Source organism: Geodermatophilus sp. SYSU D01176, assembly GCF_054050015.1.
In genome coordinates, this window is record NZ_JBJGYN010000025.1 from 1 (window position 1) to 17,594 (window position 17,594).

Below are 17,594 nucleotides of genomic sequence, written 5' to 3' on the forward strand. Positions count from 1 at the left end.
ACCGGGAGCTGGACCCGGTCGCCTTCGGCCGGGTCGTGGCGCAGAAGCGGGTGCTCGACGGCCGCAACGCCCTGGACCGCGAGGCGTGGACCGCCGCAGGCTGGACCCACCGCGCCCTCGGCCGCCGGGGCGGTTGACCGTTCGCTCGTGAGCCGAACCAACTCTCCGGGCCCCTTCTTCTGAGGCCTGCCGGCTCAGCCGAATGCGCCGAGGTGCGAGTCGAGGTCGTCGGTCGACAGGTGATGCCACAGATCGGCCCCGCGGCCCGGGTCGACGTACTGAACTCGGGTACCTTCCTCGATCCCGCTTCCCGAGATCGGCACGACGATGCTGTCTGGCTCGCGGACCTCGCGCAGGCTCCAGGCCAGGCCCACCAGGTCGGCGTTGCTCAGGGTGTCGTCGACGGCCAAGGCGCCGGTGAGCGAGTCCAGGGTTCGGGTGAGCGTGCCGATGTCGCCGAGCACGTCCGCTCGTGAGAGGGCGTCGAACAACGCAGTGATCAGCTGCTGCTGCCGTGCGACGGAGGCATCGTACGCGGCCTCGGTGGGAGCACCCCGCAGATAGGCCAGGGCGGCGGCGCCGTCGAGGTGCTGGACGCCCGGCCGGAAGTCACCCCCGGACCCAGGGAACGGCGCGGGAACGTAGACGTCTACGCCACCGAGCGCGTCTGTGACGGTACGAAAACCGACGTAGTCGAGTTCGGCGTAGTGGTCGATCCGGATGGCGGTGAGCGTTTCCATCTGGCGCACCAGCTCCGCCCGGTCGGACTCGTAGGCCGCCTCCAGGGTGGTCCCGGAGCGGTCCGGAGCAGCGACCCACGTGTTGAGCGGGAAGGACACCAGCTGGACGTGCCGCCGGTCCCCGGTGAGGCGGACGAGGCTGACCGACTGGGCGGTCCCGCTCGAGCCGGAGTCGGTCACGACGAGCACGAACGTGACCGGTGGCTGCTCATCCGGAGCCGCTTCCGCCGCCGGGGGTCGGTCCCCCGTGGGGATGGCGGACTCGAGTCGTGTGATGTTGCCGCCGAAGTGGCTCACGCCCCACAAGGCGACGCCGGCGCTCGCGCCCACACCCATCAAGAGGACGCCGAGGACGATCAGCAGGACACGTCGCCGGCGGCCGCCCGCCCCGTGGACGTGCTGGAGGAGGCGGCTGCGTCGGGTCCACCGGGCCGCCTCACGTGCGGGTGGTGAATGCGGGTCATGGGGTGTTGCAGCGGAGCCCTCGGTGGCCATGACGGCGGATTGTGGCGTGCAGCCGGTTCGCGGTACCAGGGGTCGCAGCACGACCCGGCCGCTCTCACACGGCATCGGGTTTTTTCGCGGCATCACGGCGGTCCTACGCCCGGCATCGGTGGCACCCTCATCCCCTCGGGGGTGCAGCGCACGCTCGGTTCCGAGGGGTCGACGAAGCGTGTCGACCTACGACAGATGCATGAGTCGGGGCACTTATCGTGGCGGAATCGCTTGGCCTCTCATTCACGGTTCGTTTACCTCTCCGACAGCGGTGGTTCTAGATGAGGCAGGACGCCGATTCCTGGGGGTGGGCATGCCGCTCGGAGACGTTGGGTTCAGGGCCGTGGACGGGTACGTCGACAGTGAGAGTGAGGTGATGTCACGCGTCGAGGACCGGTTGAGGGTGGCCATGCACGAGATCCGGCAGCCGGTCGCCGCGGTGCTCGCCCTCGCCGAGGCCGCGGGGGGGCATCCCGAGGTCCCCGACGACGTGCGGCGCTACCTCCACCAGATCGTCGAGCAGACCATGGAGGTCTCCGGAGCCGCTTGGAGCGTGCTCGAGACGCGCCGCGCCCGGAGCGCCTCGGAGTGTGATCACGTCGACCTCGACGAGGTGCTCGATTCCGTGCTGCACGCCGTCCGTCTCACCTGGAGCGGGGTGCTGACCCGCCGAGGGGATGCCGGTGGCATGGCGGTGCGGGGGAGCCGCCCGTCGCTGCGGAGGTGCGTCATGAACGTCGTCGACAACGCCGTTCGCGCCGCCGGGCCGGATGGCAGCGTCGCGGTGTCCGTGCAGTGCCACGCCGACGTGGTCGAGGTCGTCGTCGAGGACGACGGGCCAGGATTCGGCCGGGTGCCCCGTGGCACGGGCGTCGGTCTCGCCGTCACCCGGCACGCGTTGCAGTCCATCGGCGGGGGGATCTCGGTCGGCCACGGCCCGGGGGGCAAGGGAGCGCGGGCCGTGCTCTCCCTCCCGGTCTGGGCCGAACGGGCCGACCTCGGCGGGGCCTGTCCGCACCAGGCCACCGCCTGACTGGCGCCACCACGACGGCGGCGTCCGTGCGAGTCCTCCTCTGTGACGACCATCGGTTGTTCGTCGAGCCGATCGCCACCGCGCTGACCCGGCGCGGCCACGAGGTCCTCGTCAGGACCTCTCCCGACGATGCACTCCGGGCGGTCGGGGAGTTCCGGCCCGACGTGTGTCTCATCGACCTGCAGTTCCCGGACGGCGACGGCGTGGAGACGGTGGCACGACTCCGGCAAGAACACCCGTCGTGTCTGGTCGTCGTCCTCTCCGGCTCCGCCGACCCCCGGGACCAGGAGGCAGTCGCGGCAGCGGGAGCAGCCGGCTTCCTACGCAAGGCCCAGCCGATCAGCGCCATCTTCGAGGCGCTCGACGGCATCGCCGCCGGTCGGCGGCTCCCTCCGCCGATCCCCGTGGGGAGTCCCGCCGGTTCTGCCGAGCGGGCGCGGGTCCACCGGCTGGTCGACCTGCTCACCACCCGGGAGCGGGAGGTCCTGCGCCGCCTGGTCGAGGCGCAGGACACCGTGACCATCGCCCGCGCGCTGGGCATGGCGCCCAGCACTACGCGCACCCACATGCAGAACGTGCTGCACAAGCTTGGCGTGCACACCCGGCTGCAAGCGGTCGCGCTCGTGGTGGGCGCGGGCGTGGACGACGAACTGTGACCGGGCGCCTACAGCGTTCGACGTAGAGGCGCGTCCGACAGGTGCGGGTCGACGGTCGAAGGCGGCTGCCCCAGCATGCCAGCATGAGCGAGATCCGGGTCCTCCTCGGCGACGGGCACCGGTCGTTCGTCGAGGCGCTCGAGATGCGCCTGGGGGCGGAGCCCGGCTTGCGTGTCATCGCCGCTGTCGTGAAGCCCTCCGAGGTGGTGCCGGCCGCCCGGAGTCGAGGTGTCGACGTGGCCGTGCTCGCCACGGACGGCGCCGGTGACTTCCTCGCCCTGGGACCCGAGATCCGCGCCGCGTGCCCCCAGGCGGGCCTCGTGGGCGTGAGCGGTGGGGAGGACGTCGCCACCGTGGCGTACGCGATACGCCAGGGCTTCCGGGGGTGGGTTCCCAAGGACGTGGGCATCGCCGCCCTGGTCGACGTCATCCACGCCGTCCGCCGGGGCGAGACCCGCATCCCGCCGCTCCTGCTGACGCAGCTCCTGGACCAGTTGCTCCGTGAGGAGCAGGACAGGAACCAGGCCGAGCTCCCCTTCCGCTCGCTCACCGCCCGGGAGCGCGAGGTCCTCCGGGCGATGTCCACGGGGGCCAGCCGTCAGGAGATTGCCGTCCAACTGGCCATCTCACCGAACACGGTGCGCACCCACATGCAGAGCATCCTGGCCAAGCTCGATGTCCACACGTCCCTGGCGGCGGTCATGCTCGCCCGTCGCGCCGGCTTCGGCTGACCGCGCGGCCGCTCCTACGGGCCACGCCGCGCATCTGGACGGTCACGCCCGCGCGCGGACACCTCTGGGAGATGCCTGTTCCTCAACCGTCCTGCGTATTTCGGATCACCACGGTGACGGATCCGCTGGCCAGGTCCGCGCCCTAGCGTCACCGACCACGTCGACTGGCCGAGGGCAGTGGAGGCACGGCATGCGATGCGTCGTCACGGGGGCCGCGGGCTTCGTCGGTTCCCACCTGTGTGAAGAACTGCTGGCACGCGGTGACACCGTGGTGGGCGTCGACTGCCTCACCGAGTACTACGACCCGGCGCGCAAGGAGGCCAATCTCCTGGCGGCGCGCCGGCACGAGGGTTTCCGGCTCTGTCGGGAGGACCTGCAGTCCGCCCCGCTCATCGAGCTCTTCCGCGACGCCGACGTCGTCTACCACCTCGCGGGTCAGCCGGGGGTGCGGCCCTCCTGGGGTTCGGACTTCGCCACTTACGTCTCCCGCAACGTCCTGGCCACGCAGGCGGTCCTGGAGGCGGCCCGGTCGGTCGAGTTGCGGAAGCTCGTCTACGCGTCCAGTTCCAGCGTCTACGGCAACGCGGAGGCCTACCCCACCGCCGAGACGGTGCGGCCTCAGCCGGTGTCCCCCTACGGGGTTACCAAGCTCGCAGCCGAGCACCTCTGCGAGCTGTATCGCGTCGGCTTCGGCCTGCCCACCGTGTCCCTGCGGCTGTTCACCGTCTACGGCCCCCGGCAGCGCCCGGACATGGCGTTCTCCCGGCTGGTCTCGGCCGCTCTCGACGGCGGCACGTTCGAGCTGTACGGCGACGGCTCCCAGACCCGCGACTTCACCTACGTCGGGGACGTCGTGCGAGCGATGGGGGACGTGGCGCGCTCGGACTTCACCGGGGTGGCCAACCTCGGCGGTGGCAGCCGGACCTCCATGAGCGAGGTGCTCCGCATCGTCTCGGAGCTCGCAGGCGAGCCCACCGTCATCCGGCGGCCGGCGCAGCGAGGCGACGTCCGGGACACCGCGGCGGACACGACGACCGCGTTCCGGGGGTTCGGCTACGTCCCCCGCGTGGGGTTGCGTGAGGGGCTGGGATCGATGGTCGAGGCCCAGCGATCCGCCGTGCTCGCCGCCGCCGGCGCTGCGTGACGGGAGGCATCCGCCATGGTGTCAGGGCAACAGGTCACGGGCGCCTCGGCCAAGCCGCGCCACCTCGCGCCACGGTCGCGGGCGGTGCTCCCCACGGGCCTGTTCCGCGGCGCCCCCAACGGGCTGGAGGACCGCTCGACGGCGCTGGCCCGGCTCACCCGGACACGCCCCGTCCGGCTCGGAGCGGTGCGGATCCCCCGGGTCGTGCTGCTGAGCGTGGACGTCACGGCGTTCGTGGCGGCCATGCTGCTCACCGGTACGGCGAGCCTCAAGACGCTCACCGTGCTCGGACTCGTCCTCGTGCTCTTCCACACTGGGGACCTCTACCGGAACCGGCTGGCGTACTCCCTCCTCGACGACGCGCCCTCGATCTTGGGCCGTGCGCTGGCAGCAGGCGCCGGCGCCATGGTGCTCGGCGGCCTCAACGACGGTCTGGCCGGAACGGCCCGGCTGCAGACAGCAGTGGCCTTCGGCGGGCTGTGCCTCGCCGGACGGTATGTCGCCTACAGCGGGATCCGGACGGCCAGGCGGCACCACCGGCTGCGCCAGCGGACGCTGATCGTCGGTGCCGGCGCGGTGGCCGGCGGGCTCGCGCGCAACCTGCTCACGCACCCGGAGTACGGCCTGGAGCCGCAGGGTCTGCTCGACGACGACCCCCTGCTCCGCGAGGACGAGCGCCCGGTGCCCGTCCTGGGCCAGTACAACGACCTCAGCCGGGTCGTGGTGGAACACGCCGTCGACGTCGTGATCGTCACGTACGGCTCCGTCCGGGAGCTGAACGTGGTGGGGATGCTCCGGACGTGCGACCGGTTGTCCTGCGAGATCTACTTCGTCCCTCGGCTCTACGAGCTGCATGCGGTCACCAGGGAGACGGAGGTCCTCTGGGGCGTCCCGCTGGTGCGGATGCGCAGGGCTCCCTTCCGCTGTGGAGCCTGGACGGCCAAGCGTGTCAGCGACATCGTCATCTCGGCGACCGCCCTGATGCTCCTGGCCCCGGTCTTGCTGGCCTGCATCGTCCTCACCCGCTGGGACACCGGCTCGGTGCTCTTCCGCCAGACCCGCATCGGGCTCGACGGTCGGCCCTTCACCCTCCTCAAGTTCTGCTCGATGAGGCCGGCGTCGGGATCGGAAGCGTCCACCCGGTGGAACATCGCCGAGGACGAGCGCCTGCGTCCGATCGGCAGGTTCCTGCGTCGGACGTCGCTCGACGAGCTCCCGCAGCTGTGGAACGTCCTCCGCGGCGACATGAGCCTGGTGGGGCCCCGTCCGGAACGCCCGTACTTCGTCGACGAGTTCACCCGCCAGTTCCCCTGGTACACCGCCCGGCACCGAGTGCCGGCCGGGCTCACCGGCTGGGCGCAGATCCACGGGTTGCGCGGGGACACCTCCATCGGGGACCGAGCCCGCTTCGACAACTTCTACATCGAGAACTGGTCGATGTGGGGTGACATCAAGATCTTGCTGCGCACGGCGGGTCAGGTACTCAAGGCGGCGGGCCGATGACCTCGCCCGCCCGCGCGCCGTGGACGGAGCAGCGACACGGAGCCCGGCGTGCTGCGGGGCCGAATCGAGAGGCAGAGATCGACGTGGACGTGGACGAAGCAGCCCAACGGATCATCCGACGACACTGGGCGATCATCCTGGTGCTGACCCTCGTGGGGCTCAGCGTGCCGTTCCTCATGGCCAAGTCAGCGGCGACGGAGTACCAGGCATCCGCCCGCATCATCATCGGATCGGCCGACACCCGCGACGGTCAGGAGGCCAACGCCCTCGGCGACACGGCGCTCGCCCTGGCCTCCAGCCCTCAGGTGATCGGGCGGGCACTGGAGCAGGTCGGCGTGCGCCAGGACCCGGTGCAGGTGGCCGAGCAGGTGGAGGTCGCACCCGTGGGGACCTCCGGCGTCCTCGAGCTGACCGTGACCGACCGGGACGCGGAGGTGGCCGGGATGATCGTGCACGCCCTCGCCGCCGAGGTCGTGCGGCTCCGCGAGGAGGTGCTCCTCGGGAACACCCACCAGCTCATCGCGCAGACCGACGAGCAGATCCGGGCCGTGACGGCGAACATATCCGCCATCGAGGCCGCCGCGATGGAGCCGTTCGCGCCCGTCGAGTCACTTGCCCTCCAGCACGATGCGGCCCTGGAGCAGCGCCGCGTCCTGGAGGCGCAGCGTCAGCAGCTGTCCACGTCACTGGCCCAGGTGGTGCGGCCACGTGTGATCGACGACTCCACCGCACCGGGAACGCCCGTCCCGACGTCGCTGCCGTCCCGGCTCGCCGTGGGTGGTCTCCTCGGGCTGATCCTGGGGGTCGCCCTCGCGGCGGTGCGTGAGGCCTGGTGGCCGACCCTCGGCCGCACCTCGCTCGCGCGGCAGCTGGGCGCTCCGGTGCTCGGTACCCTGCGGCACGCCCCCAGTCGGGGCACCGAGCTGCCGGACCCGCTGCTCACCCAGTACGTCACCCTCGCGGCGCAGAACGCGGGCGTGGGGACGGTGCAGCTGGTGCCCGTGGGGCCGCCCGTGGACGTCGCCAGCCTGGCCCGGTCACTGGACAACAGCGAGAACGGGGGACCTGCCGTCGTGCCGCTCGCGCTCGAGGCCAGCGACCACGAGGACGAGATGCGGCCGAGCCGGCTTCCCCAGTCGGACGCGGGCATCGTCGTCGTCGCGCCGGAGGCCCTCAGGGGCAGCTCGCTGGATGCCCTCGAGCGACACGTGCAGGTGACCCAGGAGCCCATCCTGGGGATCGTCACCTACCGGGGTCGGCGGATGGCGCGGCACGAGCTGACCGAGTTCGACGACGAGGCGATGGCGCTGTCGCGCCAGGCGCCCTCGACCCCCGGCCTCTAGGTCAGCGACGTGACCTGGCGGTTCGAGCGCGCGCCGCGCTTCGCCCGTGCGGCCGCACTCAGGACGCCGTCGTCCGTGCCCGGGGATCCGTCCGTGCGGGTGGGGACCCAGGAGCCGGCCGGCGGCGTCCTGGCCGTCATCGCGGGCAGCGTGGCCCTGATCCCGCTGCTCGTGCCCAAGGGGCCCGGGCACAGCGCGCCGATCGACGTCCTGATCGCAGCCAGCATCTTCGTGGCGTTCCTCTGGGCGCTGTCGACCGGGGCGAGGCTGCACCTGCCCTACGTCGCACCGATGACCGGGCTGCTGGTCGCCGGACTGGCGGCCGCTCTGGTGGGCACGCACCCGATGCGCGGCGGTATCGCCGTCATCCAGGAGATCCTGCTCCTCCTCTGGGCGGCCGCGCTGGCCACCGTGTGCCGGACCCCCCGGGCACTGCGGGTCGTCCTCCGCGCCTGGGCGATCAGCGCGACCGCATGGGGCGCGCTGCTTGTCCTGGCCGTGCTGCTGGGGTGGAGCGCCGTCTCGGGGGCATCGGGCGGGCTCGGCACTCGGGCCCGGCTGTTCTTCGACCACCCGAACATGGCCGGCAACTACTTCATGATCGCCGTCTTCGTCGTCGTGGCCGCCGGTCGCCCGCGGCACCGCTGGGCACGGATCGGGGCCTGCGCCGTCCTCCTGGCCGCGATGTTCTTCACCGGTTCCAACGCGGCCCTGGGATCCCTCGTGATCGGGGCCGTCCTGGCGCTCTTCCTGAGCCTCCGGATCCGGCTCGGTCTGCTCAAGGCGATCGCCGTGATCACGGCCGTGGTGGGCGTGCTCGGCGTCGGCTGGATCCAGGTGGGCGCGCCGCTGGTCCAGATGGCCCAGCACAGCGACAACCCGCTGCTGCGGTACTCCTTGGGCCGTGGTGAACGCAGTGCCGAGGCGCGGGAGTCGCTCTTCCAGTCCCAGTTTGAGCTGTTCGAGAGCGGCAGCCTGTTGGGTGTCGGTCCGGCCAACACCTTGAACTCCCTGGACAGCACGGCCGCCTCGGCGGTGAAGGAAGCGCACAACGACTACCTCGCCACCCTGGTCGAACGCGGTCCCGTCGGAGCGCTCGCGCTGGCAGGGTTGATCGGCGTGATCATCGTGCGCTGCACCCGGTTCACGGCGCGGCCTCTGTCACCGCCCCTCGCCCGGGTGCTCCCGGTGCCGGCCGCGCTGGCCGGCGCCTGCCTGGCCTTCGCAGTCACGGCGGTGACCCACGAGGTACTGCACTACCGGTGGTTCTGGACGCTGCTCGGCCTGGTCGCGGCGGCGGCTCTGCTCGCCTCGGCCGACCGTGCGGTGCCGGGTGCGGAACCGGTGCCCATCCGGACCGGTCCAGGGGTCGCGCCGCCCCTCGGACGGGCCACGTGACCGGTCAGCTCCAGGCGCGGGCCGGGGGGCCGTCGGATCGCTCGGCGTCACGGAAGGTGGTCTCGAACTCGCAGTTCCAGATGCTCTCGTTCGCCTTCCGCGCCATCTCGGGGATCGTGGTCGTCATCCTGCTGGCGCGGACAGGTGGCCCACGCTTGGTGGGCATCGTGCAGTTCGCTCTCACCCTGACGTCCCTCCTGCCGTTCTACTGGGGGGTGCCCTCCCTGCTCGCCCGCGAGGTGGCCCGACGGCCGGAGGAGGGACGACGTTGGGTGGAGGTCGGGACGCTGATCGCACTGGGCTTCGGAGCCCTGTTCACCGTCCTGCTCCCAGCCGTGGCGCTCGCCGTGGGCGCGAGTCAGGAGACGACGCTCTCCATCCTGATCGCGACCGTCGGGATGGTCTTCGACGGCGTCGCCCGCGTGCAGTTCGCGGCCTTCTGGGCCTGGGAGCGCATGGGTCTGGAGACCCTCGTCACAGGGGTGCAGGAAGCGGCCTATCTCGGCCTGACCGTAGGCGTGCTCGTCCTGGGTGAGGGACCGCTCGCCGTGCTCGGCGCCTTCCTCGCGTCCCGGGTGCTGGGGGCGCTGTGGGGCTGGGCGCTCGCCGGCCGCGGTCTGGGCGGCCTCCCCGTCCCGCGGGCCCGACCTGAGTTCCTGCGTCGAACGGTCCGGCAGTGCACGCCCTTCGCTATCAGCGACACCTTGACGCTCACCCACTCGCGGTTCGACACGGTGCTGCTCGGTTTCTGGAAGGGACCGGTGGCGGTGGGGCTGTACCAGGCCGCGACCAGCCTCGTCCTCCACTTCAACACCGTCGCGCGGAGCGTCAACCGGGCGCTGTACCCGCGCATGGGCCGCGCGTGGCCCCAGCGGCGGGACGAGTTCGGCCGGCTCCGGGACATCTCCTTGCGGGTCATCGCCCTCGTCGCTGCCCCGATCTCCGTGGCGTCCCTGCTGCTGGCGCCTCGTACGATCGACTTCCTCTACGGCGCCGACTTCGCCCCCGTCGTCCTGACCTACCAGCTGCTCGCGCTCATGATCCCCATCCGGATGGCGAGCAACACGATGAGCCTCTCGCTCGCGGCGACCGACCGGCAGGTCCCGCGAACCGTCGCGGTGTCGGTCATCACCGCTCTGAACCTGCTGTTGAACATCTATGCGATCCCGCGCTGGTCCTATCTGGGAGCTGCCGTGTCCACGCTGGCCTGCCAGGTCGGCCTGCTGGTCATATACGCCGTCCTGCTGCGCCGGGCGGCCGGTCGGTCGGAGCTGCTCCGTTCGCACGTCGTCCCGCTGTTGGCCTGCGTGCCGATGGCCGCGGTGATCCTGCTGACCGGGGGGCAGCACGTGCTCGTGTCCGCCGCCGCCGCCCTCCTGGCGTACGGGCTCGCGGTCGCCGTGATGGCGGCCATCCGGGCGCCGGCCGACCGACGGCGGCCCATCCGTGCGCTGGCCGTGCTGGTGAGGCCGGCGCGATGACATCGACACCCGAGACGAGGGAGGACCGCGTGGCGCCCGACATGCCGACGTTCATCGTGATCGGTGCCATGAAGGCTGGGACCACGAGCCTCTACCACTACCTGCGCAGCCATGACGAGATCTACATGCCGAAGGTCAAGGAGCTCGACTACTTCGCGGCCGAGGCGAACTGGTCCCGGGGGCTGGACTGGTACCGGCAACAGTTCGCCGGAGCGAACGGCGCTCTCGCCCGGGGTGAGGCATCGACGCTGTACACCAAGTACCCGCAGTACCAGGGAGTGCCGGAACGCATCGCGGCCGTCGTCCCCGACGCACGGCTGGTCTACGTCGTCCGCGACCCCGTGGTCCGGATGCGCTCGCACTACCAGCACCGCGTGGCCCTCGGGGCCGAGACGGCGCCGCCCGAGGTCGCCCTCCTCGAGAACCCGATCTACCTGGCCTACAGCCAGTACGCCATGCAACTGGAGCGGTACTTCGACCACTTCCCCCGTGAGCAGGTCCTCGTGGTGACCTCCGAGGGGTTACGGCACGACCGAGCAGCCGTCGTCCGCCGGGTCTACGAGTTCCTGGGGGTGGACCCCACCCAGCTGCCCCCCGCGCTGGACTCGGAGTTTTACCGGACCGCGCAGCGGCGGTCGTACCCGCCGGCGGTGTGGGCGGCCCGCCGCTTCCTCAAGCACCACGTGCCACAGGCGAAGCGGGCGAAGGAGTGGGTCGACTCGCTGACCGCGAGACGCGGCAGTGGTGGGGCGGAGACGGGGCGGGCCTCGTCGTCGGCGTCGGGCGGCCGCCTTGCAGAGAGCGTGCTCCCACCGGAGCTGCGTGAGCAGTTGGCCGACCTGCTCGCCGACGACGTCGCCCGGCTGCGCACGTACATGGGACCCGACTTCGACGGGTGGGGCCTCGCCTGAGCGCCCGGGCTCCGGTCGGTGGTGCCTGGTCCCCTCAGCCGGACGGGACCGATCGGGCGGGCCTGAGCGCCCGGTCGAAGACCGCCCGGTAGGAGGCGGCGATGGTTGCCGGGGCCCAGCTCGTGAGGTCGGCCACCGGCTCGCGGTCGGCCGGCGTGCTCGTGGTCAGCCAGCCGGTCACCGCGTCGGCTGCGCCATCGAGGTCGCCCAGCGGCACCGCGGTGCCCCTCGCACCCAGGGAGAGGACCTCACGCACCCCCTCGACGTCGAACGCGACGAAGGGCGTGCCCGCCGCTGCCGACTGCACGAGCACCTGCGGCAGGCCCTCGGCCTCGCTCAGGAGGACGACGGCATCCACGGCGCGGAGCACGTCGTGCACCTGCTCCGGCTCGGCGAGGTAGCCGGTGAGCACGGCGGGGTCCGTCAGCCCCAACGACCGCAGCTCCTCGGCCAGCCGGGGCCGCAGGGGGCCGTCACCGACGACGACGAGCTGCGGACGACCCGGCCCGGTGTCCTGGAGGCGGGCGAGGAGGGTGGGCAGGAGCAGCGGGTTCTTCCGCGGCTCCAGGCTGCCGACGTAGCAGACGACCGGCCGGCCGGGCACGGTGCCGAAACGCTCGTCGAGCAGGCGCCGGGCCTCGTCCCGCGGACGCCGGCGGGTGGGCAGCGGGATGCCGGACCGTACGACGTGCAGCCGGTCGGCGGGGATCCCCAGCTCGCCGAAGCGGTGCGCGAGGTCCTCGCCGACGACGCAGTAGGCGGTGGTACGGGTGCCGAGCAGCCGCTCCAGGCGCTGGAACAGGAGGTTCTCGACCCTGCCGTAGCCGGGGCCGAAGCTGGCCATCGAGAGGGAGTGGACGGCCGGCGGCCCGCCGGCGGCGGCCGCTGCCGCACGCGTGAGGATGCCGGCCTTCGACTGGTGGGAGACGGCCACCGAGTAGACGCGGCGACGGAGCAACCGCCACAGGGAGACCAGGGATGCCGCGTCGCGGACCGGGTCGACCTGACGGACCAGCGTCGGCAGCACCCACACCCGCTCCGCCCCGGTCTGGCGGAGCGCGAGGTCGGCGTCGGACTCGGCGCCGAGCAGGAGGTGGTGCCGGAGTTCCGGCACCGCCCGGATGCAGTCCCGGACGCGGCGCTCGGACCCGCCCCGCTGGTACCGCGTGCACACGTGCAGTGCGAGTTCGGGGGTCGTCCGCCCGTTCCCGGCACCGTGCACGTGTCCGCCTGTTTCGGGCATCGCCACTGACCCCCCATGCGTAGCCGGCGGCCGCACAAACGCGGAACGCTGTCCCGGCCGTTGCATTGTGCGGAAGCGGAGCGCCGTGCAGGGGATCTGCCATCACGAGATTCCACATCGACGGTCGGTGACCGCCCGATCGACCGGTCGGCCGGTCCGGAACCATTGCGTATCGTTCTGCTCTACGCCGGTGATGGAACGTGGACCGCGGATCGGTCACCACGCTCGGTGAGCGCGGCGAAACCGGCTGGGACGAGTGGGGTGACCCAGCCTCGCCACCGGGCGCATGGCATCACGGCGTGTCAGCGCTCATCGTCACCCGCGGTGCTCGCAGTCGTCGGCCCGGGCGAGCAGGCGCCTACGCAATTATGACGAGGCGGACTAGTACATCCGACGGTTGGCATTCGCTCTTCGTTGTGCATTTCCGGGCGCCATTCGGGAATTCTCAGGATTTTCCGGCGCTTCCGTTGACAGTGTCCTCGGAGCACCCTGAAATGTGCGGGTCACACCGACCCTTGGGGGGCAGACATGAAACGGACCAAGGCGCTGCGCGTCGCCGTCGTGACGGCGATGATCTCTGGGGGGGCGGTCGCGCTGGCCCCCGGCGCCGCACAGGCGGCGGTGATCAATGCCACTTTGGTCAAGACCACGTGGACCGGTGGTCCGGACTCCAACTGGGCCGAGCCCAGCCCCGACCCGTCGGGGGTCACCTACAACTCGCGCACCGGCCGGCTGATTATCGTCGATGGTGAGGTCGAAGAGACAGGCGCTGCCTACCCCAACAACGTGTGGCGAGGGACCAACCTCTTCGTGGCCGGCCTCGACGGCGCGTTGCTGGAATACGACACCAACACGCTGGCCTACTCCGCCGAGCCGGTGGGCGTCGGGTTCCGCCCCGCCTCCGCCGAGTGGGAGGAGCGGCTGTTCATCTCCGACGACAACCTGGACCGCATCTTCGAGGTGAACCGGGGCTCCGACGGCCGCTACGGAACGCCTGACGACACGCAGACGTCCTTCTCGGCCCGGTTCACCGGCACGAGCGCCGACGACCCCGAGGACGTCGCCATCGACCTGGAGCTGACCCGGGACGGTCAGTTGCTCATCATCGACGGCTACCGCAAGGAGGTGTACGTCTACAGCCCTGGGCCGAACAAGCGGTTCGACGGGCTGCCCTCGGCCGGCGGGGACGACTCGGTGCGGCAGTTCGACGTCGAGGTGCACGGCGCCCGCGACCCCGAGGGCATCGCCTACAACCCGAGCCGCGATACGATCTTCGTCCTCGACGACCCGAGCAACCAGATCCTCGAGTTCGGCCTCCAGGGCGGCCCGCCGCAGAACCTGATCAAGCTGCCCATGACGATGAAGAGCGGCGCCGGCATCGCCCTCGCCCCGCCCAGCGGCAATTCCTCCGGGCCGTGCAACGCCTACATCGTCGACCGCGGCGTGGACAACGACACGAACCAGGACACCTTCAACGACGGCCGGCTCTACGAGATCGCCATCCCGAACCTCACCGGTTCCGGCGGCAGCGGCAGCATGCCCTGCAGCAGCGGCGGCGGTGGCGGCACCCCGACCAACGCGCCGCCGACCGTGAACGCCGGTGCCGACCAGTCGGTGACGATGCCGAACGCGGCCACCCTGGACGGGACGATCACCGACCCCGAGGGCGCGGCCGTCACGGCGGCGTGGACGAGGCAGAGCGGTCCCGGCACCGTGACCTTCGCGAACGCGGCTGCGACGGACACGACGGCGACCTTCTCGGCGGCCGGGACGTACGTCCTGCGGCTCACCGGCAGCGACGGACAGGCCTCGGCCTCCGACGACGTGACCGTCACGGTGGCGGCGGCTCCGGGCGGCGGCGGCGGTGGTGGCGGCGGGGTGCTCGACATCCCCGTCCAGGTCGGTTCGGACGACGCCGAGCAACGGCCCAACGGGACGGTGCAGCTCAGCAGTGGTGACCTGAACCTCGGCCAGGAGGACTCCGCGCTGCTGAGGGTCGGCATGCGCTTCACGAACGTCACGATCCCGGCCGGCGCGACCATCACGAACGCCTACGTCCAGTTCACGGCCGACGAGGTGAAGAGCGCTGCGTCGAACCTCGTCATCGCCGGACAGGCTTCGGACAACCCGGCGACGTTCACGACGGCAACCAACAGCCTCTCGCCGACCGCGCGGCCGCTGACCACGGCGACGGTGTCGTGGGCGCCGCCGGCCTGGACGACGGTCGATGCCCGTACGACCGCTCAGCGGACGCCGGACATCCGCTCGGTGGTCCAGGAGATCGTGGACCGTGGTGATTGGGCCAGCGGCGACCCGCTGGTGCTGATCGTCACCGGCACGGGAGAGCGGGCGGCGGACTCCTACGAGGGTGGCACGCGCAAGCGGCCGGTCCTGCACATCGAGTACACCCCCTGAGCCGGGGGCACGGAGGGCCCGGTCGTCGAGTTCCGGCTCGGCGGCCGGGCCCTGTTGTGTGCGCCCGACGAGCCAGGACTCAGCGGCCGACGGCGCCCGCGGCGGCGCGCACCCGGTTCAGGAGCTCCCCGCGATCGGAGCCGCACTCCTCGGTCCCGGTGACGACGACGACCTCGTGGCCCGCACCCGGCCGGTTCGCCCACCACTCCACCAGGCGGTCGAGCAGCGCAGCGCCGCGGCGCAGCTCACCGAGGGCCTCGTGCTCGTCGAGCAGCTGGGTCCGGCTGTGCCGGGAGGTCCGTCGGAGGAGTCGGTCGAGGGCCAGCTCGGGAGGGACCGAGATGGTCACCAGGAGGTCGGCGCGCCGCCCGCGGCCCGTGCGCTCCAGCGTGGTGAGGACGGGGTCGACGTCCCCGCGCACCCCGATCGACCACAGGGACTGGACCAACCCCTCGTCGACGATGCTCACCCCTGGGCGGTGAGCGGCCCGGGCGGCGATGCCCTCGGCGACCAGCCACTGGACGACCCGGCCTGCCACGTCGGCCCTGCGCGTCGGGTGCGAGCGTGCGATGGCAGCGACCACCCGCCCCGTCCCCGCCGGGTCGGCGAGCGCCGCCGCGCCGCAGGCGACCGCCTTGCGGGCGAGCCGTCGGGCGGTGGGCACGGAGGGAGCCACGGCGGCCTGCGGCTGCCGGACGACGACGTCCCGCTGGGCGAGGTCCTCGGCCAGGGTGCGGCCGAGCCTGCTCTTGCCCGAGCCGGGGATGCCCGCCAGTTCGACGGTGAGCCGCCTCGGGGATTTCCCGTGACCGGGGGCGTCGACGGTCACAGGCTCGTCCAGACGGCTGCGCGCGCGTCTGCGAGCACGTCGTCCGCCGGCCGGGACGCGTCCAGCACCACGGCGCCGCTGGCGTCCCAGTCCGCGGCGAAGACCTCGGCGGATCGCGGACGGACGAAGTGGGCCGGATCGACGCCCTGCTTGCGGGCCACCGCGGTGTCCGGATCGACCCGCAGCACCAAGAGGAGGTCGGGCGCGACCATCGTGGCGTAGCACCGCTGTTCGGCGCTCGCCAGCCGCCGCCCCAGGGCCGTCAGCTCGCCGAGCGGCACCCACCGGGTGCGCGAACCGTCCATGAGGGTGACCTGAGGCAGCGGGAACCGGTCGCAGACGACGAGGTGGCCGCGCGCCGCCGCCGCCCGGGCGCGGCGGTGCTGCCGGCGGCGGTCGGTGGCCGTCACCAGCTGCCACAGCAGCCAGGCGGTGCCGGGAGCGGCGCCGCCGTGCTCGTCGGCGGTGGGGTAGTTCGGCAGCCAGGTCCGCAGCAGCCCCGCTCGCCGGGCGGTGGCGATGCCGCCCTTCACCAGGAGGTTCGCCGGTCCGCGGGGGGGCTTGCCCATGTGCAGCACGCGGGTGTCGAACGGTCCACCCAGCCACCGGGCGAGGCCGTCCACCATGGTCGACTTCCCGGCCCCGTCGCCGCCGACGACGGCGATGACCCCGCCCCCGGCCACGAGACGCTTGGTGTTGCGCTGGCCGAAGACGTAGTGCCGGATGCCCCACTCCACGCGACGCCGGCAGCGCAGGGCCGTGTCCACGGCCGGACGGCGGCGCATGAGCTCGCCAGCACCCGCGACGACGCGCCGGCCTGCGACGAGTCGCGTCGCGAGCGAGCGGTCCTCGAGCAGGGCCCGGTAGTAGCCCGACCAGGCGGTCCAGCCGATCTGCGGGAGGTGCTCGTCGACGACCCGGCGCAGGTCGTCCTCGTTGGCCCGGGCCCGCAGGTACTCCAGCTCCCGGCGTTCGCTGCCGCGCAGGGATGCCAGGCCGAAGGCCGCCGCGTCCCACGTCCCGTGCTTGAGGGCCAGCCGGAGGACGAGCACAGCGAGCTCGAACTCGGGCGCCGGTACGGGGAACAGCGGCCCCTGCGTGCAGGAGGCGAGATAGGCGCGTTCGATCGGCAGGTGCACGTTCTTGGTGGTGTCGTCACCCAGCACCAGGTGTGCCTGAGCGTCGACGTGGACGAACCTGCCCGTTGCCGCGTCCGGACCGTAGTAGTGCACCACTCCGGGGACCTGGCGCCGGCGCGGTGGTCGCGCCTGCTTGAAGCCGGCCGCGATGAGCACGCCGAGGAACGCCTGGAAGGAACCACGGTCGACCAGCAGGTCGAGGTCGTTGTCGCCGGAGGCGGACAGGTGGAGGGCGTCGTTGCTCTTCCAGTGGCAGTAGGTGACACCTGCTTCCCGCAGCCGGGCGCACAGGTCGACGACCAGACCCAGCGGAGCGGCGCCGGCTCCGGTCCTGTCGGCCGTCCCCTGGTCGGTCAGCGAGGCCGTGCGCGGTCCTGACATGGAACCCCCCGGTAGCCGGCCGGTCCCCTCCGCCGATCGGACGTCGGGGTCTCGTCGGGCCATCCTGCCGGGTCCCCGGGAGCGAGCACAGACGTCGACCTCTGCGTACCGAGATCGTCCTGACCCGGGCGAAGCGGGTACCAGGAGATGCA

General features: G+C 71.9%; 14 protein-coding genes. 10 read left to right on the forward strand and 4 right to left on the reverse strand.

Features of this window, described 5'->3' with window-relative positions:
* Positions 1-194: 194 nt before the first annotated feature.
* The gene (locus ACI78Z_RS14490; RefSeq protein ID WP_457037234.1) at positions 195-1,235 is read right to left on the reverse strand and encodes an LCP family protein; all 1,041 of its coding nucleotides are present in this window, start codon (positions 1,233-1,235) and stop codon (positions 195-197) included.
* 376 nt (positions 1,236-1,611) lie between these two features.
* Between ACI78Z_RS14490 and ACI78Z_RS14495 the strand changes: the two genes are divergently transcribed.
* The 9 genes from ACI78Z_RS14495 (at position 1,612) to ACI78Z_RS14535 (ending at position 11,435) form a co-directional block, all read left to right on the forward strand.
* Positions 1,612-2,268, forward strand: coding sequence for a sensor histidine kinase (locus ACI78Z_RS14495; protein ID WP_457037235.1), 657 nt, complete (start codon positions 1,612-1,614; stop codon positions 2,266-2,268).
* Between the two features lie 26 nt (positions 2,269-2,294).
* On the forward strand, positions 2,295-2,924 hold the full coding sequence (locus ACI78Z_RS14500) for a response regulator (protein WP_457037236.1): 630 nt from the start codon (positions 2,295-2,297) through the stop codon (positions 2,922-2,924).
* An 83-nt stretch (positions 2,925-3,007) separates the two neighbouring features.
* A complete protein-coding gene (locus ACI78Z_RS14505) occupies positions 3,008-3,655 on the forward strand; it encodes a response regulator transcription factor (protein WP_457037237.1) in 648 nt (215 codons plus the stop codon).
* 190 nt (positions 3,656-3,845) lie between these two features.
* The gene (locus tag ACI78Z_RS14510; protein ID WP_457037238.1) at positions 3,846-4,799 is read left to right on the forward strand and encodes an NAD-dependent epimerase/dehydratase family protein; all 954 of its coding nucleotides are present in this window, start codon (positions 3,846-3,848) and stop codon (positions 4,797-4,799) included.
* A gap of 84 nt (positions 4,800-4,883) precedes the next feature.
* On the forward strand, positions 4,884-6,302 hold the full coding sequence (locus ACI78Z_RS14515) for a sugar transferase (protein ID WP_457037239.1): 1,419 nt from the start codon (positions 4,884-4,886) through the stop codon (positions 6,300-6,302).
* A gap of 89 nt (positions 6,303-6,391) precedes the next feature.
* Positions 6,392-7,645, forward strand: a complete 1,254-nt coding sequence (locus tag ACI78Z_RS14520) for a hypothetical protein (protein ID WP_457037240.1) — start codon at positions 6,392-6,394, stop codon at positions 7,643-7,645.
* 93 nt (positions 7,646-7,738) lie between these two features.
* Positions 7,739-9,043, forward strand: a complete 1,305-nt coding sequence (locus tag ACI78Z_RS14525; protein WP_457037241.1) for an O-antigen ligase family protein — start codon at positions 7,739-7,741, stop codon at positions 9,041-9,043.
* Entirely contained in the window at positions 9,040-10,524 is a 1,485-nt protein-coding gene (locus tag ACI78Z_RS14530) for a flippase (protein WP_457037242.1), read from the forward strand. The genes ACI78Z_RS14525 and ACI78Z_RS14530 overlap by 4 nt, the downstream gene beginning before the upstream one ends.
* A 29-nt stretch (positions 10,525-10,553) precedes the next feature.
* Positions 10,554-11,435: a sulfotransferase domain-containing protein gene (locus tag ACI78Z_RS14535; protein ID WP_457037243.1), complete on the forward strand. Its 882-nt coding sequence runs from the start codon at positions 10,554-10,556 to the stop codon at positions 11,433-11,435.
* A gap of 34 nt (positions 11,436-11,469) precedes the next feature.
* Here the strand turns inward: ACI78Z_RS14535 and ACI78Z_RS14540 are convergent, their stop codons facing one another.
* Positions 11,470-12,744: a glycosyltransferase gene (locus ACI78Z_RS14540; protein ID WP_457037244.1), complete on the reverse strand. Its 1,275-nt coding sequence runs from the start codon at positions 12,742-12,744 to the stop codon at positions 11,470-11,472.
* Between the two features lie 462 nt (positions 12,745-13,206).
* On the opposite strand from ACI78Z_RS14540, the gene ACI78Z_RS14545 reads away from it, so the two are divergent.
* Positions 13,207-15,093, forward strand: a complete 1,887-nt coding sequence (locus tag ACI78Z_RS14545) for a PKD domain-containing protein (protein WP_457037245.1) — start codon at positions 13,207-13,209, stop codon at positions 15,091-15,093.
* Between the two features lie 79 nt (positions 15,094-15,172).
* On the opposite strand, the gene ACI78Z_RS14550 is transcribed toward ACI78Z_RS14545, so the two are convergent.
* Both ACI78Z_RS14550 and ACI78Z_RS14555 read right to left on the reverse strand, forming a co-directional pair.
* Positions 15,173-15,922, reverse strand: a complete 750-nt coding sequence (locus ACI78Z_RS14550) for a hypothetical protein (protein WP_457037246.1) — start codon at positions 15,920-15,922, stop codon at positions 15,173-15,175.
* Positions 15,919-17,442, reverse strand: coding sequence for a hypothetical protein (locus ACI78Z_RS14555; protein ID WP_457037247.1), 1,524 nt, complete (start codon positions 17,440-17,442; stop codon positions 15,919-15,921). The genes ACI78Z_RS14550 and ACI78Z_RS14555 overlap by 4 nt, the downstream gene beginning before the upstream one ends.
* Positions 17,443-17,594: the final 152 nt, after the last annotated feature.

Bases quoted from the DNA above. Each gene is read 5' to 3' on its own strand.
- ACI78Z_RS14495 (WP_457037235.1), top strand. From the start codon at position 1,612: ATGTCACGCGTCGAGGACCGGTTGAGGGTGGCCATGCACGAGATCCGG.
- ACI78Z_RS14505 (WP_457037237.1), top strand. From the start codon at position 3,008: ATGAGCGAGATCCGGGTCCTCCTCGGCGACGGGCACCGGTCGTTCGTC.
- ACI78Z_RS14540 (WP_457037244.1), bottom strand. From the start codon at position 12,744: ATGCAACGGCCGGGACAGCGTTCCGCGTTTGTGCGGCCGCCGGCTACG.
- ACI78Z_RS14510 (WP_457037238.1), top strand. From the start codon at position 3,846: ATGCGATGCGTCGTCACGGGGGCCGCGGGCTTCGTCGGTTCCCACCTG.
- ACI78Z_RS14555 (WP_457037247.1), bottom strand. From the start codon at position 17,442: ATGTCAGGACCGCGCACGGCCTCGCTGACCGACCAGGGGACGGCCGAC.
- ACI78Z_RS14490 (WP_457037234.1), bottom strand. From the start codon at position 1,235: ATGGCCACCGAGGGCTCCGCTGCAACACCCCATGACCCGCATTCACCA.
- ACI78Z_RS14545 (WP_457037245.1), top strand. From the start codon at position 13,207: ATGAAACGGACCAAGGCGCTGCGCGTCGCCGTCGTGACGGCGATGATC.